Raw genomic sequence first — 25037 nt, 5'->3', positions numbered from 1 at the left:
GACGCGCGGGGGCACTCCCGTCACTGGTCCGTGCCCTCCTCGCGCAGCCGGGCCGGGGTCACTCCGTGCCAGCGGTGCACCGCCCGCCGCATTGCCCGCACATCCGAGAAGCCCGCCTGGCGGGCGATGTCCCGCAGCGTCAGCGCGGGTCGGCGCAGCAGCTGCTCGACCCGCTCGCGGCGCACTCCGTCGACGACCGCCTCATACGTCGTGCCGCACTCGGCCAGCCGACGGCGCAGCGTGCGCTCACTGGAGGCGTGCCGTCGGGCCTGCTCGACGAAGGACGGAACGTCGGGCAGGCTCTGCGCGATCGAGATCTCCAGCCCCTCCAGCAGATCCTGCTGATCGCGCCTCGACGCCACCTGCTCCGCCAGCAGTTCCACGACGCCGGTGTAGGTGACTCGGTCGCGGCCCGGCATCGGCCGCCCGGCCCATGCCGTGGGGAACACCAAGCGGTTCTCCGCGGCGCCGAACCGCACCGGGCACCGGAACAGGTCGGTGAACGGCCCCATGTCGCGCGGCGCGGGAAAGGCGAACTCCACGCTCTGCGGGGCGAACTCCTCCCCGGAACTGAGCCGTGTGAGGGCGACGACGCTGGCGAACGCCTCCTCCGCCAGGAAGACCGCGACCGCCGGATCGAGGGCGGGATCGGGCAGCTCGGCCCGCAACACATAGCCCGCTTCCTCCTGCCCCGCCGACCAGACCACCATCGCCCCGGACAGGTTCTGGAAACGCACGCCCGTCTCGATGGCCTCCCGCAACGTCTCCGCGGCCATCTGGGCGAACCCCAGCAGGCCCCAGGAGGTCAGGTGCTGCGCGGCCCCCACCCGCAGGCCCAGGTGGGGGTCGCCGGTGAGCTCCAGCGCACGCCGGATGACGGCACTGCCCTGGCGGTAGGAGACCCGCAGCGCCGCCGAGCCCATCATCTCCTCGTCCAGCCCGACTCGGCTCAGCTCGGGCCGGAGGTCGACTCCGTAGCCGTCGGTGACCGGCGTGAGACAGCGCAGAATGTTCGGCGGAATGGTCGCCGAGGTGCTGCGGCTGGTTCCCGGCGACGGTGCCGGGGCGGGGCTTTCGGACATGGCGTTCCTCGTGACCGGGCTTTGCTCGCTGTGCCCACAGTAGAAGGGTCCTGTCCGAGGCAGCCCGCCCGGGAACCTCCCCGGGCGGGCACCGGACCGGCTCAGGACGTCGTACCGGTCACCGTGCTTCCCGACGTGGTCACGTGATACGTCGCCGTCGCACCGCTCCAGAAGTGGAAGGTGAGCTTCACGCGCGCGTTGTCCTTCACCGCGTCGAGGAAAGCGGGAGTGAGACGGATCTCCTTCTTGGCGTAGTCCGGCGCGAAGGAGGTGTTGAACTGCTGGTACGGAGTCCAATCGGTCGGACCGGCGTTGCCGCCGTCGGCGTACTCGGCCTTCATCGTCGCCAGCACGTCACCCCGGAACTGGGTGGGGATGCGGAACGAACCGGCCGTTCCCGTCGTGCTCGACTGCGCCGGGGCGTCGTGGGAGATCACCTGGATCCGCCAGGGCACGCCTCGGGAGAACTCGGCCTGGAGCGTCGCCTTGACCCCGTAGGAGCGGTCGCCGGCGAGCCGGGTGAGCGTGGCCGCCATCAGGGTGAGCCGGTTGCCGGAGAGGGTGTAGTCCTTGCCGCTGATCAGCTTGGTGGAGCCCTGCTTGAGGGCCTTGAAGGCGGTTCCGTTCAGGTTCAGTGTGAGCGTACGGTCCTTGATGGTGCCGGACTTCGGTACAAAGACGTTGTCCGAGGAGGCGGTTGCCGATCGCGTCGTCCAGCTCGACTTGATCTGGCGGAAGAGCCCCGCATCCTTCCACTTGAGCTTGCCGCGGTCGTAGAAGGAGCCGTTGTCCCACAGCTCGGTGGTGACCTTGTTGCTCCGGGCGGCGTGGCCGAGCGCCTCGAAGTACTTCAGCATCTCGCCGCGTTCCACGGCGCCGGGACCGTGGTCGTAGCCGAGCAGGCCGTACTCGCCGAGGATGACGGGGATGCCTTGGGCGACGAAGGTGTCGCGCATCCGCTTGAACGTCTTGTCCATGTCTTGCCGGGCCGTTGCGTCGAAGCGGGTGGCGCCGGCGACGTTCACGCTGAACGGGAAGTAGCCGTAGTAGTGCACGGTGGCGATCAGCAGGGGGTCGTGGAGCGACTTGATCGTGGTGGCCAGGTTGTCCATCAGCCGCTGGTCGGGGGTGCAGACCTCGGTGGGCAGCATGAGCAGGCGCTTGGTGTTGTTGCCTCCCGACCCGCGAACGACCTTGTGGAAGTACGTGTTCAGCTCGTTGAGCAGCTCGGCCTTGCGAGCGTTGTCGGCGTTGTCGAACTGAGGCTCGTTGATGCTCTCGAAGACCAGCTGGGCGGGCTCGTTCCGGAACGCGGCGGCGATCTGGGTCCAGGTCGTGTTGAAGCGGGCCAGGACCTTGTCATGGTCGGTGGACATCTTGCTGGTCCACTGCCAGGAGTCGTGATGGACGTCGAGGATCACGTAGAAGCCCTCATCGATCGCCCAGTCGACGGCCTGCTTGACCCGGCTCAAGTACGCCGGATCGATGGTGTAGTTCGGCGCGGCTCCTTGGTGGTCGCTCCAAGTCACCGGGATGCGGATGCTCTTGAAGCCCTGGGCGCGGACCGAGTCCAGCAGGGCCTTGGTGGTGCGGGGCTGGCCCCACGACGTCTCGTCGGGGATGGCGTCCAGCGTGTTGCCCAGGTTCCATCCCGGCTGCATCGCGGCCACGGCCGCCATCGCGCTGTCGGGAACCGGGGCCGTCGCCGCGGACGCCTCGGGCTTGGCGTCGTCGCCGAACACCCCGAAGACCGTGCCGTAGGCGATGACGCCCGCGGCGATCAGGGCCAGCGGTGTACCCACTGCGAGCCGAAGCCGGCGTCGGCGGTGCTGTGGGGCCTGCTGCTTGTTCATTGCTCATCCGTTCTTGAAGATCGAGCGGTGTCGCCCCTTAGTGGCCGTCGATGGGCGGGAGGTTGCCGTCAATCCGAAGCTCTGTCAGAACCGGTGATCTGTGACGTTCCGTGACTGGTGGACAGGCGGGGGCGCAACGCCGGGCCGGGGTTTTGCAGCCGACGGCAGGACGCCGGCGCACCGGCCGGCGCCGGTGGAGTGCGGAGGTGGCCAAGAAGTCAGTGGGCTGGCAGACCGAAGAGGTCCTGGTCCCGGTCACCGCGCAGGAGAAGGTCGAGGCGATCCCTGAACTGGCGCGCGATGACGAGGCGGTGGCGGCGCAGGTGGCCACCGACTTCCTGCGCCGGCCGGAGGTGGCGTTCAAGGCCATGCGCCACCCCGAGGCTCGGGAGAACGTGAACGAGGCCCAGTTCGAGCAGGCCGAACTTGAGGACGACGTCAGGAGAAACGTCCGCGACCACGAGCGGCTCATCTCCCATAGCGAGGCACGCATCACCTGGACCTTCATCACCCTCATGGTCCGCCGCCTCACGCGACCTCCCCGACCACCACGCACATCGCCGCATCCTGTGGAACCGGTGAAAGCCGCCGTCAAACCCGCGCCCATGCATATCCGGAAGCAGACGCAGAGGATCCGGGAAATAGAAGATCGCCAAAATGGCGAGCTTCCTACGGTCGTACCGCCGGTTCGAGCAGCGACAATGTCCGCTGTTGCGCGTCGAGGCAGACGCGGATGCCGACCGGCATCGGCAGATTCGGGCCGGCATGTCCGAACTCGACGTTGCCCAGGACCGGGATGTCACGATCCCCGAGGACGTCGAGGACTATCTCGCGCAGGGTGGGGGAAGTGTCAGGCGCGCCCGTCCCGAGTCCGTCGATCGCGTGCGGGACGCCCACGACCATGCCGGCGATCCGATCGAGGATGCCGGAGTGGCGCAGTACCTGTAGATAGCTCCATACATGCGCTGCCAGGCCCCCTGTCTCCTCCCAGAACAGCACCGCGCCGTCGAACCACTCGAGCGGAAGTGCATACGGCGTCGCCTGCGCAAGCACGATGCGATTGATCACTCCGCCGATGAGGCGGCCCTCGGCACGACCAGGACGCCAGCACTCCCACGACGGGGTCGCCGGCAGCGCACCGATCGCCTCCGTGCCGGTCAGCAGCGTCCAGTAGAGCTTCTCGAGCTCCGCTCTGCGCGCTGCGGGCGCGGTCTGCCATGCCCCGCCGAGACCGGGCGTGGCGCAGTCGGCGTGGAACCCGACCAGGCCCGTGCGTGCATAGAGCGCCAGGTGCAGAAGCGAGATGTCGCTGTAGCCGAGGATCGGCTTGGGGTCGGCGGCGATCGCCTCGACATCGATCAGGTCGAGGTAACCGAGCGCCGTCTGGCCGCCGTCATGCGCGATGATCGCGCGCACCTCGGGATCGCGCAGAAGAGTGTTGAGCTCCTCGGCAATCTCCGCCGGCCGAGCCGCGCTCCACCAATGGTGCCGCCCTGCTTCGAGGAGCCGAGCCCGGCGAACACGGAATCCCGTCCGTTCGAGTACGACCACCGCCTGCTCTAGGTCGGGCTCGGCAGCGGCATGGAGCGGCCCGGACAGCGAGGCGATGACGACGAGATCTCCGGGCTTCAGGGCGCGAGGGCGAAGCAGCCGAGGCAGTGCGGAATCGGTCACCGGCGCAGTCTGTCCACCCGCCCAACAACGCGGCCACTCATTTACCGCACGACAGCCCACCAGCCACGGAACGTCGCAGATCGTCGGATCTGACACAGTGGGCTCCGGCCTCCGTGGATCGGCATGACGGGCAGAATGACTGCGTGCCCCCTTTCGCCCCGCCCCGTTTCGAGCTGCCCAGTGGCACCCGAGCCGACGCCGCACTGGCCCTCGGGACGTTCGCGTTGGTCGCGGTCGCCGAGGCGCAGCTGCTGCGCGGTGCGGAGGGGTCGACGCCCTCGCTCGTTGTGTCCTGGCTGCTGATCGCCGCGGTGTGCGCGGCACTGCTGTTCCGGCGCCGGTATCCGGTGGGGGTGGGCTGGTTCACGGCATTGGCCACGGGGGGCTACCACCTGCTGAGCGAAACTGACGGTCCGCTGGTCGTGGTGCCGATCGTGGCTCTGTACGCCATCGCGGCCCAGGGGCGCCTCCAGGCCGCCGTCGCCATCACGGCGGCGATGGTCATCGGCATGGCCGCGGGCACCTTCGCGGGCAACAGCGACATCAACGGCACGGCGGTGTTCATGCTCGCGGGCTGGCTGGTCGCCGTCGTGGCTCTCGGCACGGTGCGGCACGGCCGGGCGGCCTATGCCGAGGAGGAGGCACGGCTGCGGGCCACCGAGGAGCGGCTGCGCATCGCCCGTGAGCTGCACGACGTGATCGGGCACAACGTCTCGATGATCAACGTGCAGGCGAGTGCGGCGCTGCATCGGCTGAAGAAGGATCCCGTACAGGCCGAGGAGGCGCTCGGCGCCATCAAAGCGGGCAGCAGGCAGGCCCTGCGGGAGCTTCGGGCCACCCTGGGGGTGCTGCGTCAGGTCGATGAGGAAGCGCCCACGGCACCCGCTCCCGGACTCGCGCTGCTGGACGAGCTGGCGGCCTCGGCGAAACCGGCGGGGCTCACGGTGCGGATCGAACGCACCGGCGGGGAACGCCCGCTGCCCGCCCCGGTCGACCTGGCCGCGTACCGGATCGTGCAGGAGTCACTGACCAACGCCGCCAAGCACAGCGGAGCCGAACGGGTCTGCATCCGGCTCCACTACGCAGACGAGGAGCTGGCCCTGACCGTCGAGGACGACGGCCGGGGCGCGACGGCCGGCCCGGGAGCCGGTGACGGCAGCGGGATCGCCGGCATGACCGAGCGGGCGCGGACACTGGGCGGCGAACTCGCCGCGGGTTCACGGCCGGAGGGCGGATTCGCCGTGCGGGCCCGGCTGCCGTACGGGAGCACAGGACAGCCGATGGAGGAGAGCGACCGATGATCAGGGTCCTGCTGGCGGACGACCAGAGGCTGGTGCGGGCCGGGTTCCGGTCGATCCTCGAGGACGAGGACGACATCGAGGTGGTGGGCGAGGCCCCCGACGGGCAGTCCGCGATCTCGGCCTGCCGTGAGCTCGAGCCGGACGTGGTCCTGATGGACATCCGGATGCCGGGGATGGACGGTCTGGAAGCCTCCCGGGCCATCGCCGGGGACGAGCGGCTGGCGTCGGTGAAGGTGGTCATCCTGACCACCTTCGATCTGGACGACTACGTGTACGGCGCGCTGCGCGCCGGGGCGACGGGCTTTCTGGTGAAGGACACGGAGCCGGAGGAACTGCTGCAGGCGGTGCGGGTCGCCGCCCGCGGTGACGCACTGATCAGCCCGTCGATCACGCGGCGGCTCATCGCCGAGTTCGCGGGCCGGGTGAAGAGCCCCGAGCCGGATTCCCGGCTCGGTGCCCTCACCGAACGGGAGCGTGAGGTCATGCGGTTGGTGGCGGCGGGGCTCACGAACGACGAGATCGCGGCGCGCCTGGTGCTGGCACCGTCGACAGCGAAGACGCACGTCAGCCGGATCATGTCGAAACTGGGGGCGCGGGACAGGTCGCAGGTCGTGGTGCTGGCGTACGAGTCCGGCCTGGTCAGCCCCGGCTGGCTGGCGGACTAGGCAGCCCCCGGGCGAGCGCGGGCTCCTCGCAACTCCTGGGGTACCGCGCGGCGGCGGCGTACATCCCCTGGGGTACGACGGGTGTCGGCCGGAGACTGACGATTCGGCCCCCGTCGCGCAGGCACGATCGGGGCCATGAACGCACCCTCCGTTCCCGGATGGGCCACAGCCGCGCTCGTCGGGGCCGCCGCCGGAATTCTGCTGGTCTCGGCCGCCGGGGCCCTGACCGTGGAGGTCGACTTCGTGTTCGCCGTCCTGGCGATCGGCCTGCCCACGCTCTGCGGCGCCGTGGTGGGCGCGTTCGTCACGCCCGGCCACTCACGCTGAACCCGAGGAGTCACCCATGTCCTCCACCCGCGGCACAGCCGCGCCTCTTGCCCCGCCCGCAGAACCGGGCCCACCGGACCGGCCGCGCGGCGGCCGGTCCGGATCCCTGGCCGGCTGGGCGCAGCGCCACCGCTGGGCAGCCCTGCTGATCTGGGTGGCCGTGCTGGTCGCGGTCACGCTGGGATCGCAGGCCGCCGGCTCCGCCTACAAGAACGACTTCTCCCTGCCGGGCACCGATTCCCAGGCGGCCACCGACCTGTTCACCAAGCACGGCTCCGCCCAGGCCGGGGACAGCGTCGACATCGTCCTGAAGGACAGTCAGGGCATCGACGCCGCCAAGACGGTCGTCGAGAAGATGCTGGCCGAGGTCGCACGGCTGCCCGGTGTCGCCGAGGTGCGCAGCCCGTACGCCGATGCCGCCGCCGTCTCCGAGGACGGCACGATCGCTTACGCCACCGTCACTCTCGACGCCAAGGCCGAGGCCATGCCGAAGGAGGACGTCACCGCGATCATCGACACCGCCAAGAGCGCCGAGGCGGACGGTCTTCAGGTCGAGGTCGGCGGCGAGGCGGTCCGTGGCGCCGAGGAGAAGGGGAGCCCGACCGCGGAACTGGCCGGCATCGGGGCCGCCCTGGTCATCCTCGGGTTGCTCTTCGGCTCACTGGTGGCGGCCGCCGTGCCGCTGCTCACCGCCCTCTTCGCGGTCGGCTCCGCCCTCGGCCTGATCGTGCTCTCCTCGCACGTCTTCACCATCGCCGACTTCACGCCGCCCATCACGATGCTCGTCGGCCTGGGCGTCGGCGTCGACTACGCCCTGCTGATCTTCTACCGCTACCGGCACGAGCTCACTCAAGGCGCCGACCCGGCCGCAGCCGGCCGTAAGGCCCTGGACGCCGCCGGCCGCACGGTCTTCTTCGCCGGCTGCACCGTGATCATTGCCCTCCTCGGCCTGGTCGCGCTCGGCCTCGGCTCGCTGCAGGGCGTGGCCCTCGCCCTGGCACTGACCGTGCTGACCACTATGGCCGCCTCGCTGGTCCTGCTGCCCGCCCTGCTGGCGCTCTTCGGCAGGCGCATCCAGCGCCATGTGCTCAAGCACGCGGCCAGGACCGCGGCCAAGGGCAGGACCGAGGGCCGCCGTTGGCGGGCGCTGGCCGCAGCCGTGCAGCGCCGCCCGCTGCCGTCGCTGCTGGTCGCCGTCCTGGCCCTGCTGGCCCTGTCCGCACCGGCGCTCGGCATGCGCCTCGGCTTCGCCGATGCCGGAAACGACCCGAGGACGACGACCTCCAGGCAGGCGTACGACCTGCTCGCCGAAGGTTTCGGCCCGGGCTTCAACGGTCCACTGGTCGTCGTGACGCAAGGAGACGAAGCAGCAGGCAGGGCCGTCCAGTTGGAGCTGGCCAAGACCGAGGGCGTGGCGGCTGCGAGCCCCGCGATGCCCTCCGAGGACGGCGCCCTGTCCACCGTGATCGTCTACCCGAAGACGGCACCGCAGGACGAAGGCACCACCGACCTCCTGCACCGTCTGCGCGAGGATGTGGCCCCGAAGGCGAAGCACGACACCGGCGCTGAGATTCTCGTCGGCGGAGCCACCGCCGCCTCCCAGGACTTCGCGGACACGGTCTCCAGCCGGCTGCCACTCTTCGTCGCCGTCGTGGTCGGCCTCTCGTCACTGCTGCTGATGCTGGTCTTCCGGTCGATCCTGATCCCCGTCAAGGCGGCCCTCCTCAACCTGCTCTCGATCACCGCCGCGCTCGGCGCCATGACGCTCTTGTTCCAGCACGGTTTGTTCGGGGTCCAGCCGGGCCCGGTCGAAGCCTTCCTCCCCGTACTGATCTTCGCGATCGTGTTCGGGCTCTCCATGGACTACGAGGTGTTCCTGGTCTCGCGGATCCATGAGGAGTGGGAGCGTACGAAGGACCACTCCGTCGCGGTACGCGAAGGACTGGCCTCCACCGGAAAGGTGATCACGGCGGCGGGGGCCATCATGATCGTGGTGTTCGGCGCCTTCATGTTGAGTGCCGACCGGATGCTTCAGCAGTTCGGCCTTGGCCTCGCGGTGGCGATCCTGATGGACGCCCTGGTCATCCGCTGCCTGATCGTTCCGGCCCTGATGCAGCTGATGGGCAAGTGGGCTTGGTGGCTGCCCGCCGCGCTCGCCAGGCGGCTGCCCAAGGTGGCGCTCGAACATTCCGCTCGGTCTTGATCGCACGCACAGCTCTCGACTGGAACTCGGGCCGAGAGCTGTGCGTGACGGTAGTGATCCTCGGCGGGCGCGATGGAGAGGCCCAACGCCCTGCGCCGTCCGACAGGCGGCCTTGATACGGGAATTGACGGTGAGTCAGCCTGTTACGGGGGTGAGCCGCACGCGGATGCCCAGCGTCGCGTCCGCTCCTCGGCGCAGCCGGCTGTTGAGGATCATGAGTCGGCCGATGATGCCGTACTTGCGGGCGATGAGTGAGCGGTAGCGTGCGCTGGTAGCCGCGTCGGTGATCTCGGCGGTGGCCGGGACAGGGTCGCCACTGGGGTTGCCGCGCAGGTCGCAGGGGCCGACGAGGATGTCGCCGCGGGCCCGGATCCGCTTGACCTTCCAGGAGTCGGCCTGGGTCTGCACGCCGAGCGTGTCTCCGTCGCGTACCACCCAGACCGGGGTGGCGACCGGGGTGCCGTTCTTGCGGTAGCTGGTGACCAACATGTACTTGCCGGCGCTGAGTTGCTCCAGCAGCGCGTCGTTCATGATGCGTTTGTCCTCCTTGCGATTGTGTTCGCGGTCGGTGGTCTCGGCTCGCCCTCCTGGTACTCCGCGCCGATCTCGGCCAGACGGTCCTGGAGCAGCCACTTCGCGCCCGCCTCAAGGCCCCCTGGATCTCGCCGCGTTGCTGGAGCCGGTGCCTCAGGCAGCGGCCGGCGCTCGTCTGGCCCTGAGCGCAGTGGAATGTGCCCCGACGATGACGATCGCGAGGAGGAAATCCAGGAGGGCGGAGGCGAGGAGGAATTCGGCTGGGCTGGGAATGTCGTACTGGGAGAAGGAGACCAGCCGACCGACGCCCCCGAGGAAGATCGGGACTGCCAGGAAGTAGACGAGCATTCCCTGACGGCGGATCGTTGCCGCCGCCCAGAAGAACAGGGGAGCCCAGCCGATGTAAGCGCCTGCCATGAAGCGGTGCACGTTGTCCGCGTCCGCCGGGCCTCCCTGCGCCAATTGCTGAAGGCCGCCTCCGAGCGTGATGGCGGTCGCCAGCAGCAGGCACAGACGGACGATGGTGTTGGCTGCTGTGTCACGAGGGTCGACCGCCACCGCGCCTCCTTGCTCGTCTGGGAATGGACTCCGGGCTCGGGCCCGGGATCAGGCCTGCTCGGTGGGGCGTACGAGCAGCTCGGCGACGGCCACGTGCCGGGGGCGGGTGACGATGTAGCCGACGGTGTCGGCGATGTCCTCGCTCTGGAGCCGTTCGATGTCGCCGAGTCCGGCGTTGAGGAGCTGCTGGACGACTTCGGAGTTATGGGTGCGCAGTTCGGTGTCGACGCTGCCCGGCTCGACGACGGACACACGGACATGCTGCTTTGCCAGTTCCAGGCGCAGCGCCTCGCTGAAGCCGGTGACGCCGAACTTGGTGGCGGTGTACACGGCCATCATGGCGTAGGCGTTGCGGCCGTTCAGCGAGCTGATGTTGACGATGTCGGCGACCCGGCGCGGCCCGTCGGCGGCGGCCTTGACCAGGTGCGGGATGGCCGCGTGGCTGGTGTACATCAGACCCATCAGGTTGATGTCGACCATGCGCTGCCATTCGTTCAGGTCCGCGCCGGGGGTGGGGCCGAGCAGCATGAGACCGGCGTTGTTGACCAGCGTGTCCAGGCGACCCAGGCCCTCGACGGTTCGCTCGACCGCTTCCGCGGCGGCCTCGGCAGTGGTGATGTCGGCGGGCACGGCCAGGGCCTTGCCGCCGGCCTTGGAGATTTCCGCGGCGAGGTCGGTGAGCCGGTCCTCGCGCCGGCCGACCAGGGCCACGGACGCGCCCTCGCGGGCAAGCTCCAGGGCGGTGGCGTGGCCGATGCCGCTGGACGCGCCAGTGATTAGGGCGACGGTTCCTTCAAGACGACGAGTCATCGTTCAAACCTTTCGATGCGCGGCCACGTTGCCCGGGCCGTACGGGAGGGGAGTGCGGCCCTGACAGGCCGTAGGAGGGGTGGGGCCACTCAAGGGCCGAGCCACGGGCAGAATGGGGAAGTGAGCACTACTGGGCGGAAGCCAACCAACGCCAAGCGTCAGGAGAGCACGATCGAAGGAGACCTGCCTCCTCGCGAACGCCTGGTCCGGGCCGCGTCGCGGCTGTTCTATTACGAAGGTGTGCGCGCGATCGGCGTGGAGCGGCTGATCGCCGAGGCCGGGGTGACCAAGGCGACCTTCTACCGGCATTTCGCCGCCAAGGACGACCTGGTCGTGGCCTACCTGCTGACCAAGGACGCCTACTACAAGCAGGTGGCCGAACCGCTGGCCGCCGCACACCCGCCCGCCGAAGCGATCGACCTGATCTTCGAGGCGATCGCCGAGCACGCCCGCGAGCGCGGCTTTCGCGGATCGCCGTTCATGAACGCGGCCGCCGAGTACCCGGACGCCGACCACCCGGTCCGCCGCCTGGTGACGACCCACCGGGACTGGATCCGCAACCTCTTCCAGGAACTGCTCACCCGGCTCGGCCATGCCGACCCGGAGTCGGCCGCCGGTGCGCTGCTGATGCTGTACGACGGCGCGATGGCGGCCGGTTACCTGGATGACTCCACGGCCGCCCACAAAACTCTGTTGAACGCGGTCCGGCTGATCCGGTCGGAAGGCTGATGCCGTCGGAGCCGCATGAGGCAGCGGCTCTGTGCGATGCCCCGGCTGGGCCGGGGCGCGGATTGGCTTCACGGAACCTTTTGATCTCTCTTCGACGTGCACCGGCGACCTCCTGACAGATCCCCGCCTGGAGGCAGCCCGGCCGGGAAGGCCGGTACAGACCCTTCCTCGCGAGGGAGGAAGACCGGTCGTTCTACTTAGTGACGATAGCCCCCTCGCTGTCCGCGCGCCAACCGCTCGGCGGGCTTGTGGGATCCCTCACGGGCTACTGCTGCCCTGGAGGGCCGTTCTGGCTGGCCAAGTGTGGGCGGGCGTCGGCCGGGCGGCTCGGCAGTACTGCGGGGCGCTGGGAAAACGGGGCTACTGTCAGGTCGCTGCCGGCGTTCCCGTCATCTCCCACATCACCAAGGTCCCCGTGGGCCCGGTCATGCTCGACAACGCCGGCCACTACCCCCTCGAAGACCCCGGCCTGCAGCAGCTGGAGAACGCCATCGACGACTTCGTCACCAAGCACACCAGTTGATCCGGTCGGCGTGTCATCGGCCGAGGGCCTCGGGGACGCGCGTCGCCAGCCGTTCGAGGCTGTGCACGGGCAGCCCCACCGAACGCCCAAGCGCCTGAAGTTCGTTCAGGAGCGCGGCGACTTCGCCGGGTGCGGCTCCCGAGTGCGAAGCGAGCGAGTGACGTGCCATCGGTGTGCAGAAGGCCGACCACAGCAGGAGCGCCCTGAGTTCTTGCGGCATGCGGTCCAGGGTGCGCATGTTGAGCGGGCTGAGGCGTGTGCCCGAGTGCCGTACCGCCGCGAAGCCCTCACCTACGGCGGCGGCCAGGTCCATGGCGTCCTTGAACTTGAGGCCGGGGCGCCGTGCGGGGCGTGGCGGCAGGCAGCCCATGGCTATGATCGGCGCCATATAGGCCGCGTGGGTCTTGAGCCAGCCGTCGATGTCGGTCGAGCAGACCGTCGGGAAGCCGGCTGCGCGGAAAGCGTCGCGGATTCTGACGAGGGTGTCGTCCACGTCGAGCCGCACTTCTCTCAGGCGCTCGCCCTCCAGGAGGAGTTCCTGGTCCGTGAGCTGGCGGGCGGTGGCGCCGCGGGTAAAGCCTGATGCACGGGACGGGCCAGGGTGTTCAGTTCCCCCTCGGCCCGGGGCGCAGCACGGTTGCGAGCACGCGCTGTGCGGAGGCGACGGCGTGGTCGGCGTCGGCTCCGCTCATGCCGAGGACCGGGTCGAGGCCCGAGACGTGGGGCGCGAGCGCCAGATGGGGGAGCAGGAGCAGAAGCAGGGCCAGCAGGGACTCCCGGTCGGGAGAGTCCCCGAAGTGGCCCGCAGAGATCCCCACGTCCAGGAGCGGGCCCAGGACTGCCAGGTAGTGCTGGTTGACCGCGGCGCGGACGGGGGCGCGTGCGGTCGGGTCCGGCTCGAGATTGGCCGCCGCGGTCAGGGCGCGCTCCCTGGGGTGCGTGTAGAAGTAGCGGACCCAGAACTCGATCAGCGCGTCCAGTGCGCCGAAATAGTCCTTGTTCCAGTCGAGTTGTTCGACCTCGGCCTCTGCTGCGGCGCGTATGCGCAGGCTCGCGAGTTCGGCCAGGTGGACGCACATGTCCGCCTTGTCGTCGAAGTACTGGAAGAGGCTGCCCTTGGACACCCCGGCTTCGCGGCAGATCGTGTTGAGGCTGCCACCGCTGAAACCGTGCTCGGCGAATTCGGCCTCGGCGGCCGCCAGGACCGCCGCGCGCCGCTCGGCCGGCAGTCGCTCCCATGTCCCTGTCGGCATCGGCAGCCCCTTCGGTGTTCCTGGCCGTCCGCGTATTGACGGCCGCTACAGCCGACCCTACCGTGTGACCACTGGTCATATGACCGGTGGTCACATCGAAAGGTGAGGATATATCCGCCTCTGTGAACGACTATCGCGTCTGCGTCATCGGCGCGGGATCCGCCGGTATCGCCACCATGAAGATCCTCGTCGAGCGCGGCGTCGACGTCGACTGTTACGAGATGTCCGACCAGGTCGGCGGCAACTGGGTCTGGGGCAACAGCAACGGGGTCTCCGCGGCCTACAACTCGCTGCACATCAACACCTCCAGGAAGCGCATGGAGTTCAGCGACTTCCCGATGCCCGCGCACCTGCCCGACTTCGCGCGGCACGACCAGATCGCCGAGTACTTCGCCGCGTACGTCGACCATTTCGGGTTCGGTGACCGCATCCGCTTCCGGACCAGGGTCGAGCGGGTCCGCCCGCAGGACGACGGGACGTTCGAGGTCTCTCTGGACAGCGGCGAGAGCCTCTTCTACGACGCGGTGCTCGTCGCGAACGGACACCACTGGGATCCGCGGCTGCCCGAGCCGATGTACCCGGGCGCCGACGACTTCCGCGGCGAGATCATGCACTCGCACACCTACACCAGGGAGTCCCAACTGGCCGACCAGCGCGTCGTGGTGGTCGGCATGGGGAATTCGGCGATGGACATCTCCGTGGACGCCTCATACCACGCCGCCGCGACCTACCTCTCCGCGCGGCGCGGCGTCCACTGTAGGGTCTCGCGGTTCGTGTCATAGAGCATTGCGCTGACCAGCAGGTTCCTAATCCGTCTCAGGACGTTGTCCTACGCCTCTGACTCACCGCCCATGGCATTTGCTCGCGGCGCGACGAGCAATGCTCAGGACTTGTAAATCGGCTCTCGGGGGAGTAAGCGAAGGGCGTACCTTCCCGAATGATCTACAAGTCACCGAGTAGAGGCCCGAGTTCGCAGCGCGGGTCGGGAGGCACGCCCGTGCTCAGCGTAGTGAACGACGACAGCTCCACCGAGTCCGGCTCCCTGATCGACGAGATCGTCCGCGAGGGCGCCCGGCGGATGCTCGCCGCCGGGCTGGAGGCCGAAGTCAACCAGTACATAGCCGAGTTGGCCGCTGAGACGGACGGGGCAGGGCGCCGCCTGGTGGTCCGCAACGGCCGCCACCGGCCCCGCAGCGTGGCCACCGCCGCCGGTCCCGTCGAGCTCACGGCCCGCGCGTGAACGACAGGCGGGTGGACGTGGCCACCGGCGAGCGGATGCGGTTTTTCTCGAAGATCCTGCCGCCGTGGTGCCGCAAGTCGCCCAAAGTCAGCGAAGTGCTGCCGCTGCTCTACCCGCACGGGCTGTCCTCGGGGGACTTCGTGCCCGCGCTGGGGCAGTTCCTCGGCTCGGCGGCCGGTCTGGCGCTGGCGACCGTGACCCGGCTGACCAGGCAGTGGCAGGACGACCACACCGCCTTCCAGCAGCGCGACCTCGCCGAGTCCGACTACGTGTACGTGTGGGCGGACGGGGTGCACCCCAAAGTCCGGCTCGGGCAGGCGCACTCCTGCGTCCTGGTGCTGATGGGCGTACACCTGGACGGCACCAAGGAACTGATCGCATTGGCCGAGGGACTGCGCGAGTCCACCGAATCGTGCTCAGCCCGCGCGTTCACCCGGCGCTCCAACACCCCCTCTGCCACAGCGAGTTCTGCCAGAACCCGGTCCGCTTCCGCCTGAAGCTGCTCCACCGCCGCTCGGGCAGCGGTCTCCCGTTTCTTCAACAAGCCCATCACCGACGACACCTCCGTACCACCGAGAACGAACTGAACGTCCGAACCCTCCCTCGGCGTCACCGACACCATGCCTGATCAGCGGAAACTCAACGATCACATCCGGAAAGACAACGGCTTCTCAACAGCTTCTCAACGCGCACCCGTGCGCTGGTCCGCGCTTCCGTGCCTCAGAACGGTTCGTCTTCGTCATTGCGCCGTGGACGAAACGCGCCCTTCAATGGCCGGAGCGGCGTGCGGGGGGACATGGTGAACGACGCGGGGGCTGGGAAGATCAGGGACGCGATCCTGGTCGTGCCGGGAATCATGGGCAGTGAGCTGGTTGACACCGAGAGCGGCGCATTGCTGTGGGGGCTACGCGATCCGCGCTGGTACCTGTCCGCGTGGACGACCGGCCGCGGGCTCCGTCAACTCGCCGTGACCGATGAGGAACTGGACGGCAAGACCGGCCGCGTCCGGCCCGGCCGACTGCTGCGCGCACCCGCGTACGCACCGGTACTGCGCGGGTCCGAGCCGTACACGGCCCTGGTGCGGAAGTTGGAGGACGCCTGCGTTCATCCGTGCGCGGTCGCGGAGTTCGCCTACGACTGGCGGCTCCCGGTACGTCGTACCGCGCAGTTCCTGGCCGATGCCGCCGAATGCCATCTCCGCTCCTGGCGCGGGTTCGGCGAGGGGCACGGTGACGCACGGCTGATTATCGTCGCGCACTCGATGGGCGGCCTGCTCGCCCGGCACTTCGTCGAAGACCTCGGCGGGGCGGCCGAAGTGCGGACGCTGCTCACCCTTGGCACCCCATACTTCGGCGCGGTCAAGGCTGCCGTCATCCTCAACCTCGGCCGGGGTTCGCCGGTTCCTTTGCCGAGGAAACACCTGCGCACGCTGGCAGCGACCCTCCCCGGCCTCTACGACCTGCTGCCCCGCTACCGCTGTGTCGATGAGCACGGAGGGCCTCGCCTCCTCACCGATGCCGACACCGCGGCGCTCGGAGGGAATGGCGACCTGGCGGCCTCAAGCCTGGGGCACCGCTGGTCGGACTCGCCGCCCCCTCAGCTCCGGGCCGTCGTGGGGCTCAACCAGCCGACCGCCCAGAGCATGACGATCGACGCCGGCAAGGTGAATCCGAGGAACTTCCTGCGCGGGGCCGACGGCGGCAGCGAGGACCACAGCGGTGACGGCACCGTCTTCCGCCTCTCCGCGACCGGGTTCACCGAGCGCCCCGGCTACCTCTCCCAGCAGCACTCAGCCCTCGCCAAGGCACCGGAGACTCTGGACCTGGCCCGCGCCGTCCTCACCGAGCGAGACCTCGGTCCACCGCTGGGGGCGCGGGGCGTCGGCGTCGACGCCCCGGACCTCGTGGCCGTGGGGCAGCCGTTCACGGTGCGGGTGATCGGGGGCGGAGATGCCGCCGGCCTCGGCTGCCGCATCCAATCAGCCGAAAGCCACACCCAGATCGCACGCCCGGTCTTCCAACGGCAGGGTGACGAGATCACCGCCCGAGCCCGTATCCCGGCCCCGGGCATCTATCGGATCGACGTGAAACAGACCGGTGCCTCCCCTGTCAGCTGCCTGGTGATGGCCGCACCCGCCGACGATCTGAGCCTCTGGGAGGAATGACGTCCGCACAACCGGCCTTTGACGTGGTCACCCTGCCCATCGGCGTGTACGACCACTTCGACGATGTCCCGGGCGCGGCCACCTGTGCCGAGCGAGCCGCGGAATTGCTGGCAGAACTCGGTGGTCGGCACGTGCCGTGGTCCGGACGCCCTGAGCGCGTGACCCGGACCGAGGCCACGGCGCGCCTGGGTGCCTGGGCGTCGCCTCCCGCCCCGCGCAGTTCGGCGCTCCTGTGGATGGGGCACGGTCACTCCGACGGCGACGCTGCCGCCCTCGCCTACGCCGAGACGCCTGGCGCCTGGACCGATGCGGAAACACCCCTGGACCTGGCGCGGCGGATCAGAGCCGAGTGGACCCACCGTGTCGGCCGGCGCGGCAACTGGGCGATGGTCGTCATCGAGGCATGTGATGCTCCGGCCTTCGTGAACGGCCTCATGTCCGCGGTGCACGGTCTCCGTCCCGATGCCATCCCGGGTGAGCTGGTTCTGGTCGCTGCGGGAAGCGATGGCACCACGCATCTGGGCGCCTTCAACGAAGCCCTCGCCGCGACGGTGACTTCGCTGCGGATGGACGGCCCGGAGTTCGAGGTCAGCGAACTGGTTCGCCGTCTCGACAACCGGCTGAGGCACAGCACCACAGGCGGCTTCGCGGTCCCCTATAAGGTCACCGCCCGCCTAAGCTTGCGCGACGCGCCCGCCACCGGCATCACCGCGACCGCCGACGACGTGGAACGGCTGCGGGAGATTCTCGCTGCCCGGCCTCAGGCGCTGCGCCACTTCGACGACAAGGCCCGGGGCGGGGACCTCAGCGAGCAGGCGTGGTTCTTCACCGGTCGTCAGAGCGAGACCTGCGAGATCGCCGGGTGGCTGCGTGAGACGGAGACCGGGATGCTCGTGGTGACCGGACCGGCCGGCTCGGGGAAGTCCGCGCTCCTGGGCCACCAGGTCGTCCTGGCCGACGACGAGTTCCGCGAGGTTCTCGTGGAGGCAGGCCAGCTGGAGGAACCGGACGACCGCGAACTGCCGCCCTGCGACTGCTTCGACGCGGTCGTACACCTGGCGGGCCTGTCCGTGGCCCACGTGATCAAGCGACTGTGCGACGCGGCCGGTGTGCCCCGTGAGGGCGACTTCACCATGCGGACCCTGCGCGCCCAACTCCTCGCCCGAGGAGAACGGTTCACCGTCCTCGCCGACGCGCTGGACGAGGCCCGTGAACCCGCCGCCATCGCCTCCTCCGTGCTGCGCCGTATCGCGGACCTGCCCGGTTGTCGCGTCGTCGTCGGCATCAGGACCGAGGAATCCGGCCTCGGCGGCGAGCCCCGACGCAACCTGGTCACCGCCCTGGGCTCCAGCGGCGACACGAAGGTGCTCAAGGTCGAGTACGTTCCGAACGACCTGGGCCGGTACGTACGCCGCCGACTGATCGCGGCGCGCACCGCCGGCACGCCGGGCCTTTCCGACGCGCTCGTCGACGAGATCGCCGCGCTCGTCCGCAGCGGCGGACAGAACTTCCTGTCCGCGCGCATCGCGGTCGCCGAGATCGTCGCCCGCCCCGAACTGCTGCGCCCGGAGAACACCGACGAGCTGCGCCGACTCGCTGCGCAGCACCACGAGTCCACGTTCGCGGCGATCAGAGCCCGGCTCGCCCACCGTCCGCTGGCACTGCTGCACGCGCTCGCGCTCGGACAGGGCAGGGGGTTGCCCCGCTCGGGCGGAGTGTGGGCGACGGCGGCGACCGCACTCGCCGAGCACGGCCCCGTCTCCGAGAACGCTGTGACGGAGGGCGACATCGACGACGTCCTGCATCAGGCAGGCGCACTAATCATGCTGGACGCGGAGGACGGACAGACCGTCTACCGCCTCGCGCACCGCACCTTTCAAGAACACTTCATCGGTGCGCACACCAGTGACCCTGCCGGGGCCACACCGGATGCCCTGGTCACGGGTGGCCTGCTGCGGCTGGCCGCGGAGCAGGTCGCGCACCCGGAGCAGTTCGGAGCGCTGACCCCCTACCTGGCGAGACACCTCGCCGCTCATGTCTCCGTCGCGGGTGCGTGGGCGGAACTCGCCGCCGCAGAGGCCGTGCTGGACCGCCTCAACCCCGCCGCGGTGCGGGATCAGGCTCTGCGTGAAGCGTTCGGGCGCGGAGACCTGCCGCCTGCGATCGTGGGAGTCCTCTCCGCCTGGCGGGAACTGGCCGCCCTGGCGCCTGGCGACCGCGCCGTCCTTCGCGCTCTGGCCACCACGCGAGCCACGGGGCTGTCCACGACAGGACAGAGCGCGGATGGAGTCTGGCAGCTGGCCTGGGCGCGGGTGTCGAATGATGCCCTGAGCGTCAGTCTCGGCACCGGCATCAGCGGTGTCACCTCGGTCGAGCTGCCCGATCACGGCCCCGTGCTGGCCAGCCTCGGCACTGACGGCGCGGTCCAGTTCTGGAGCAGTGTCTCCAGCGCCGAGCCGATCACCGACCCGCTGACCGGCCGGAGCCCCGAGTACGGCGCCACCTCGCTGGCCTCGTTCACTCTGCCGGACGGCCGCCCTGTGCTCGTCCGCCTGGACGAACGGGCCGGGGTCCAGATCTGGGATGTGCGGAATTGGCAGCGGTTCGGCCGCACCGGCGCGGGACTGACCGTCACCTCGCCGGACGGCAGGACGGCCGCGGTGTGCCATACCGCCCTGGGCACCATCTATTTCGCCTTGCCCCACACCAGAGGTCTCCCCGACCTGGCGAAGCATCTGGTCGACCCTCAATTCGCCCATCGGTTGCACGCCGTGGCGGTACTCCCGTGCCGTGGCGGTGAGTTGCTGCTGGTCCAGGACAGCACTGGACGTCTGTGGCTGTGGAGCCCCGACAACCGACGCGTGGCGGGGCCGTATCGGACGACCACTTTCGGCTCCGAGGCCAAGTTACGATTGGGAGACGGGCGGGTGCTCGTCGGCGAGGTCAACGAGGGTGAAATTCGAATCGCCGCCGACGTGAATACGCAGAACAGGTGGCAACGCTACGCCAACAACGACTCGACGGTCACTCTCCCACCGTGGTCCCACGAAGTTCCCGAGTGTGTAGCAGCTAAGGAAAAAGGGAAAAATGTCCTGCTGCGCGTGGCGGACGGAACGACGCTCGGGCACCCGTTGCCGGGCAACGAAGTAAAGGATGTCCTGCCCTACGGAGCGAAGTATCTCGTCGCGCTGCAAAAAGGCGCCAATCAGGTACACACCGCTCGCCTGTGGAACGCGATGACAGGAGAATTCGCCGGCGGAGGCGCCTCGCTGGGGCGGGACGTCACATCCTTCGAGCAATGCGCAATTCTCGGTGTCAGCCCAGACTCGCTCCTCCTCTCCGTACTCGACCGGGACTCACTCACGCTGCACCGCTTGGGCGCCACGGACAATGCACTCGAATATTCACGGCGTATCGGTCCGCGGCGATCACGGAAGGTGACCGCGCAGGCACCGGTGCGCCTGCCCGACGGCACGATCACACTGGCCCTGTCACATGAGCACGCCCACGACTCCGAGAAGCACGACCAAATGGTCGAGATCTGGGACACTCGAACCAACCAGCCACTCAGGGACCCATGGCGGAGAATCCGGTTCCGGGACGACATGAGCGTGGAAACACTGATGCCGGTGACGGACCTGGCAGGCCGCATATTGTTGCTGGTCTGCCACAGGAACTTCCGCGCAGCGTCAGCAGAGATCTGGAATCTGAATTCGGGGCGCAGACTTGGCCCGGCTCTCGAGGTCGAGGCCGAACGCACCTACCATGCACGCCCGATCTCGACCCACTCCATCCGCGGGCCCGAGGCCGAGACGGTCGCCTACCGCCTCACAGCGCAAGGCCCCTTGACCTCGCCGTTGACGGGGACATGCTGGAGGGTCCCCGAAGATGTCGACAGATTCGTTCGCGGGCCCGACAAGACGCTTTACGCGGTGGCGGTCGGCGACAAGTCTCTTTTACTGCTCGACGCCCGCACCGGCGAGGAACGAAGCCGCCTGGCACTCGGTCAAGAACTGCGAAAAGTCACTGTCCTGGGCGATCGGCTTCTGGTCGGTACAAGCCACGGAATCGTCGCCTTGGATCTCAGGCTGCCCGACACCGGATCCGGCCCGGTTACCGAGGAAATGCCAGAGTTCGAAGCTCCCAGGATTCCGATCCGGTGGAGCCGGCTGGCCAAGTGGATCGGCTTGACAATTCTGGTGATGTGCATGATCGGCTCATTCGTCATCACCCGCGGCGACAGCAACAAGGAAGTCGCCCGGGACGCGATCTCGGGCGCCGTACCCGTGTGCACAAAAATGTACGAATGCCGGATAGGGGAAGATTTTGGACCGTACAGCTTCCCCTACGCGGCGGGAAACGAACCACGTACGACCACCTACCGGGTGGCGCGTGATCACCCCTACTTCGACGCCGACCTGTCGGTGCAGAGTTCAGGAGCATGCAGATCCGACCCGTACGTGGACTACGTCATCGAGTCCGGGGGCCACCGCCTCACCGGCCGACTCGCAGTCGATGCCAAACGCAGTGTCGGAACCTGGCTACACGGCGACGGCGACCGCATCTCCATCCGGTTCACCCTCGTCGGCCAACCCTGTGACGTGACCTTTGTGGTGACCGGTCCACGCGTCCATCGCTGGCCGCTTCCGAGCTGGCTCCGTTGACGAGAGGCCCGCATCCGGGGCGGATGCGGCTCGTCTCGAAGGATGGGCTGACCTGGGAAAATGTTGATTGGCTTTTGGGTAGGCATGTCTTCTCCCTGAGGGGGGAGGTCGTGTCGTTGGGTTCGTTGTTCGAGGCGATCGAGGCCGAGGAGGCCGAGGCCCGGGGGCGGGTGGAACAACTCGTCGAGTTGCAGCTGGCTGATATGACAGAGCGGCTCGGGGCTGAGCGGGAGAGACTCTCACGGCTGCTGGGCCGCTGCCCATGCCTTCCACAAACCCGGCACGACCGAGGCTGAGACCTGGGCAGCCGAGCACCTGACTGCAATTCTCGCAGGTCACGCGGCCCGCACCGCCACCGAGATAGCCGCCCAAGCGGACCGCGAACATCTGTTGGCAGCCCGGCGCGACGCCGTTGACGCCTGCCACCGCTACCTGACCAGCCACCTCGACCAGCTCCGCTACGACACGGCGCTGAAAGACGGCTGGCCGATCGCCACCGGCGCGGTCGAGGGCGCCTGTCGCCACCTGATCGCCGACCGCCTCGACATCACCGGCGCCCGCTGGGGACTCCACGGAGCGGAAGCCGTGCTGCGACTGCGTGCTGTCGTCTCCAACGGCGACCTCGACCCGTACTGGCGCCACCACGCCGCCCGCGAACACGAACGGCTCTACCCCGCACCCGACCAGCCGAACTACGACGACACGCGACACGCCGACCTGAGCAGCAGCGATCACCTCTCAGGGCGAATCTTCAGAAACCGGACACTCCAGTCGGCCCCCTCAGGCTGGCGTGCGCGCGGGAATGATCGAGGCTAGGGGTACAGGCGGTGACGGAATACGAGGCGGAGGACGTCGATGCGGCCAGAGGAGTTCGGCGCTGTCAGCGGTGACGACACCTTCGACAGCGGCCCTGCCCTGAACAAGTTCTTCACGCACTGCGCCACCCACCGAGTCGACGACGCCGACATCTCGGGCGACTGGTACACGAAGAGGCCCATCGTCATCGGCGGCGCCGAGGGACCGGCTAAAACAAAGGCCTACCGATGCGGCTGGTGCCGCATTACAGCCTTCGGAGGGTTCACTGGCCCGGTGGTAACGATCAAGAACTCGACAAACACCAACTTCACTGGCCACTTGGAGGTGCGGGGAGGCCGCAAGTTGGGTGGGCCGCCTTTGTCGGATGGATCTCGATGGCAGGACCGGGCCAACAGCGAGGCCATCGTCATCGGCGAGGGCTGTTCGAGCCCCCGCTTCGACATGGTCAGCTGCCAACACGCCATACGCGACGGCTTCCGGCATGCGGCCCCGGCTGCCAACGGCGTCGTCTCCATCCTCAAATGCCACGACTGCGGCGTGAGCGGGCACGACGCGAGCCACAAGGTCACCTCGATGATCACAGCCGCCGTCAATCTCGACGAGGCGACGCAGAAGAACAGCGCGAACCAGCGTGCAGAGCTCACCTTCGACCAGGTACCGGGCGCCTTGAACGCGGAGGACTTTGCGCTGATCGGTGGGAACATCCACGCTGTGATGGCGGTCGATTCGACCGCGAAGAAGGTGAAGGTCTATCCGTGGGTCACGAACAATCCGCCTCTGGCTGGGCAAACGGTCGAGTGGATCATCGGAGGCGGGCTCGTCGAGGTTACCAGCGGGTGGCGATTTGACCAGGTTTATTGCGTCCGAGTTGCCGTCGCGCTCAAGACCATGGCCACCTACCCGGGAAGTTACGGAGTCTGCTCAATGCTATCTGGGTATGCGAACGCCGTGATCGGTAGGCCCCCGAATCTCCCCTGTCTCGGCGGAAACATCGATGTCCTGTACACCGAGGAGGGCATACCCATCCAGGTCCTGGTCACGACGAGCGCCGACAGCGGCAGCTTCGAATTCAACATCAGCTCGACTGGCCCCTCCCTCGACTTGAACACCTGGCATCGCCTCATTTGGAACGAAGGCAAAGGGCAGGCATTGTTCAGGCTGCCGATCACCGCCAACATCAGCGGTCACATCTACGGCCCCGGCGGGCATGGAGGCAACGTCTTCAATGAGGTGGGCCTGATGCCGGTTCCCTCAGTGGTGCTCACCGGCGAGTACGACAACAAGACCGTCAGTCTGCAGGCGACGCCTGGCGCGGCCGACAAGTTCGGGCTGCAGAGTATGATGATCCATGCCTTCAGCCCCAAAACGCAGCCCCCGGGCCGAGCACCAACGGGCACCTGGAAGTTCCAACCCGATCCCGGATTCACCGTGAACAACAGACCATTGGGTCAATCGGTTGAGTTCTCCGGCTTCACGAAGCCCGGCCTCTTCGTGTGCATCCTCGACAGGTCGTCCAGGAACTGGGTCGTCTACAACGCCAACCAGTAGCTCTGTTCCACAAGGCACTGCCTCGGGGAACGGGCATCAACCCTTCACTCCAAAGGAACTGCACCCCGTTCCAGATCCTCCAGAATCCGGTAGGCCGTTGCCCGGCTCGGCAGACGAACCGCATCCGGGCCATGGCGGGCAATGACGCGGGCTCGGGTGCGCTCCAGCGACCCGTCCTTGGTGTACGGCAGCAGCGGTCCGGGGCAGTCCGTTTTGTCGCCATGCTGGTGCGGGTAGAGGAGGTTGCCGGCCCGCAGATTCGGGTCGTCGTAGGTGCGCAGATACCGGATGAGGTCCTTGATCGAGGCGCGCAGCGCCGAACTGGGTGCGTCGCCGCCCCTGACCAGGCCGAGAATCGAGTAGAACGCGGCATTACGGCCAACCTGCCCATACGTGGGCACCCGGATGTGCTGTGCCTTCAGAGTCGGGTCGGCCGGGTCCAGGCCCGCGCCGTAACCGCCGTTGGCCTCGCCCCGCTGGAAGCCCTGCCCCTTGTAGATGTTGCCGTGCTGGCAGACCACGAAGTTGTAGGCCAGATCGCCGAACTCCCCGAGGTAGTGCTTCGTCCAGATCTCGGCGATCTCGTACTGGCAGTCCGAGCAACTGGACGGGTTGATCTGGCCGGAGCCGACATAGTGGATGAACACCCCGCCCTTCCAGGGCGTCCACTCCCCGCCCGTCAGGTTCCGGGTGACGCTCAATCGGGCGATCACCGCCTCCAAAGCCACGGCGTAACTGACGCCATGGTCAACGGAGTAGTTGTAGGCCATGGACGAGAGGACCTCGAAGCTCTGCGCTTTCTCAAGCCAGTCTCGTCTGGGCCGGATCGTGACCAATGGGGTTCCTCTCTCAACGAGCGGTGTGCCGGCGTGCGGTAGCTCTCTCGGTGCTGTTGGCCCAGGCCCCGCACCTGCCGTGAACACGCCCACCATCGACAACACTTGCGGCGCCGAGTCGGCAGGACGTGTGGCACTGAAGGGCGCCAGGCGGAGCCGACCGCACCCGGCCGGCTCCGCATCGAGACTGCGGGTTCGGTGATGAGCCCGGCCACAGCTGAGGCGAAAGTGACATCGTCCCGGGACGCCCCATCCGC

Annotated in this window: 18 protein-coding genes and 3 pseudogenes; 12 read left to right on the top strand and 9 right to left on the bottom strand. The window is 68.3% G+C overall.

Features of this window, described 5'->3' with window-relative positions; genetic code table 11:
- Positions 1 to 20: 20 nt before the first annotated feature.
- Together BN159_RS02200 and BN159_RS02195 are read right to left on the bottom strand one after the other, a co-directional pair.
- Positions 21 to 1082 (bottom strand): AraC family transcriptional regulator, encoded by a 1062-nt coding sequence (locus tag BN159_RS02200; protein WP_015655248.1) that lies wholly within the window; start codon positions 1080 to 1082, stop codon positions 21 to 23.
- A gap of 101 nt (positions 1083 to 1183) precedes the next feature.
- Positions 1184 to 2935 carry a cellulase family glycosylhydrolase gene (locus tag BN159_RS02195; RefSeq protein WP_015655247.1) on the bottom strand — a complete coding sequence of 584 codons (1752 nt, stop codon included), beginning with the start codon at positions 2933 to 2935 and terminating at the stop codon, positions 1184 to 1186.
- A 110-nt stretch (positions 2936 to 3045) separates the two neighbouring features.
- Between BN159_RS02195 and BN159_RS46850 the strand changes: the two are divergent.
- A pseudogene (locus BN159_RS46850) lies at positions 3046 to 3324 on the top strand (DUF6192 family protein); the annotation flags it as partial.
- A 280-nt stretch (positions 3325 to 3604) separates the two neighbouring features.
- Here the strand turns inward: BN159_RS46850 and BN159_RS02185 are convergent.
- Positions 3605 to 4609: a S66 peptidase family protein gene (locus BN159_RS02185; RefSeq protein WP_015655245.1), complete on the bottom strand. Its 1005-nt coding sequence runs from the start codon at positions 4607 to 4609 to the stop codon at positions 3605 to 3607.
- A 143-nt stretch (positions 4610 to 4752) separates the two neighbouring features.
- Between BN159_RS02185 and BN159_RS02180 the strand changes: the two genes are divergently transcribed.
- The 4 genes from BN159_RS02180 to BN159_RS02165 all read left to right on the top strand — a co-directional run bounded on the left by BN159_RS02180 (position 4753) and on the right by BN159_RS02165 (position 9105).
- Complete coding sequence (locus BN159_RS02180) at positions 4753 to 5910, top strand: sensor histidine kinase (RefSeq protein ID WP_041818744.1); 1158 nt, start codon at positions 4753 to 4755, stop codon at positions 5908 to 5910.
- Positions 5907 to 6575 carry a response regulator gene (locus tag BN159_RS02175; RefSeq protein ID WP_015655243.1) on the top strand — a complete coding sequence of 223 codons (669 nt, stop codon included), beginning with the start codon at positions 5907 to 5909 and terminating at the stop codon, positions 6573 to 6575. Before BN159_RS02180 ends, BN159_RS02175 begins: the two co-directional genes overlap by 4 nt.
- Positions 6576 to 6710: 135 nt before the next feature.
- Positions 6711 to 6902 carry a hypothetical protein gene (locus tag BN159_RS02170; protein WP_015655242.1) on the top strand — a complete coding sequence of 64 codons (192 nt, stop codon included), beginning with the start codon at positions 6711 to 6713 and terminating at the stop codon, positions 6900 to 6902.
- Positions 6903 to 6918: 16 nt separating this feature from the next.
- Positions 6919 to 9105, top strand: coding sequence for an MMPL family transporter (locus BN159_RS02165; RefSeq protein ID WP_015655241.1), 2187 nt, complete (start codon positions 6919 to 6921; stop codon positions 9103 to 9105).
- Between the two features lie 135 nt (positions 9106 to 9240).
- On the opposite strand, the gene BN159_RS02160 is transcribed toward BN159_RS02165, so the two are convergent.
- The 3 genes from BN159_RS02160 to BN159_RS02150 all read right to left on the bottom strand — a co-directional run bounded on the left by BN159_RS02160 (position 9241) and on the right by BN159_RS02150 (position 11007).
- Positions 9241 to 9636: a PPOX class F420-dependent oxidoreductase gene (locus tag BN159_RS02160; RefSeq protein WP_015655240.1), complete on the bottom strand. Its 396-nt coding sequence runs from the start codon at positions 9634 to 9636 to the stop codon at positions 9241 to 9243.
- A 156-nt stretch (positions 9637 to 9792) separates the two neighbouring features.
- The gene (locus tag BN159_RS02155) at positions 9793 to 10197 is read right to left on the bottom strand and encodes a DUF4345 family protein (RefSeq protein ID WP_015655239.1); all 405 of its coding nucleotides are present in this window, start codon (positions 10195 to 10197) and stop codon (positions 9793 to 9795) included.
- 48 nt (positions 10198 to 10245) lie between these two features.
- The gene (locus BN159_RS02150) at positions 10246 to 11007 is read right to left on the bottom strand and encodes an SDR family NAD(P)-dependent oxidoreductase (protein WP_015655238.1); all 762 of its coding nucleotides are present in this window, start codon (positions 11005 to 11007) and stop codon (positions 10246 to 10248) included.
- Positions 11008 to 11127: 120 nt separating this feature from the next.
- Here BN159_RS02150 and BN159_RS02145 point away from each other — a divergent pair, with 120 nt between their 5' ends.
- Entirely contained in the window at positions 11128 to 11736 is a 609-nt protein-coding gene (locus BN159_RS02145; RefSeq protein WP_231905562.1) for a TetR/AcrR family transcriptional regulator, read from the top strand.
- 536 nt (positions 11737 to 12272) lie between these two features.
- On the opposite strand, the gene BN159_RS42645 is transcribed toward BN159_RS02145, so the two are convergent.
- Positions 12273 to 12752: a hypothetical protein gene (locus tag BN159_RS42645; RefSeq protein WP_157901063.1), complete on the bottom strand. Its 480-nt coding sequence runs from the start codon at positions 12750 to 12752 to the stop codon at positions 12273 to 12275.
- 112 nt (positions 12753 to 12864) lie between these two features.
- A complete protein-coding gene (locus BN159_RS02130) occupies positions 12865 to 13512 on the bottom strand; it encodes a TetR/AcrR family transcriptional regulator (RefSeq protein ID WP_015655234.1) in 648 nt (215 codons plus the stop codon).
- A gap of 122 nt (positions 13513 to 13634) precedes the next feature.
- On the opposite strand from BN159_RS02130, the gene BN159_RS02125 reads away from it, so the two are divergent.
- The 6 genes and pseudogenes from BN159_RS02125 to BN159_RS02095 all read left to right on the top strand — a co-directional run bounded on the left by BN159_RS02125 (position 13635) and on the right by BN159_RS02095 (position 23944).
- Positions 13635 to 14294, top strand: coding sequence for a flavin-containing monooxygenase (locus BN159_RS02125; RefSeq protein WP_015655233.1), 660 nt, complete (start codon positions 13635 to 13637; stop codon positions 14292 to 14294).
- Positions 14295 to 14509: 215 nt separating this feature from the next.
- Positions 14510 to 15165: pseudogene (locus BN159_RS02120) on the top strand (transposase); the annotation flags it as partial.
- Positions 15166 to 15548: 383 nt separating this feature from the next.
- Positions 15549 to 16916 (top strand): lipase/acyltransferase domain-containing protein, encoded by a 1368-nt coding sequence (locus BN159_RS02115; protein WP_015655230.1) that lies wholly within the window; start codon positions 15549 to 15551, stop codon positions 16914 to 16916.
- Entirely contained in the window at positions 16913 to 21580 is a 4668-nt protein-coding gene (locus BN159_RS02110) for a WD40 repeat domain-containing protein (RefSeq protein ID WP_015655229.1), read from the top strand. Before BN159_RS02115 ends, BN159_RS02110 begins: the two co-directional genes overlap by 4 nt.
- 246 nt (positions 21581 to 21826) lie before the next feature.
- A pseudogene (locus tag BN159_RS02100) lies at positions 21827 to 22285 on the top strand (ISKra4 family transposase); the annotation flags it as partial.
- Positions 22286 to 22435: 150 nt separating this feature from the next.
- Positions 22436 to 23944: a hypothetical protein gene (locus BN159_RS02095; RefSeq protein ID WP_015655226.1), complete on the top strand. Its 1509-nt coding sequence runs from the start codon at positions 22436 to 22438 to the stop codon at positions 23942 to 23944.
- A gap of 44 nt (positions 23945 to 23988) precedes the next feature.
- Here the strand turns inward: BN159_RS02095 and BN159_RS02090 are convergent, their stop codons facing one another.
- The gene (locus tag BN159_RS02090; protein WP_015655225.1) at positions 23989 to 24714 is read right to left on the bottom strand and encodes a peptidoglycan recognition protein family protein; all 726 of its coding nucleotides are present in this window, start codon (positions 24712 to 24714) and stop codon (positions 23989 to 23991) included.
- Positions 24715 to 25037 lie beyond the last annotated feature (323 nt).

The sequence above is a fragment of the Streptomyces davaonensis JCM 4913 genome, assembly GCF_000349325.1.
GTDB classification, from domain to species: Bacteria; Actinomycetota; Actinomycetes; order Streptomycetales; family Streptomycetaceae; genus Streptomyces; species Streptomyces davaonensis.
Note: the sequence above shows the minus strand (reverse complement) of the source record. Positions and strands in the feature narration are given on the sequence as shown.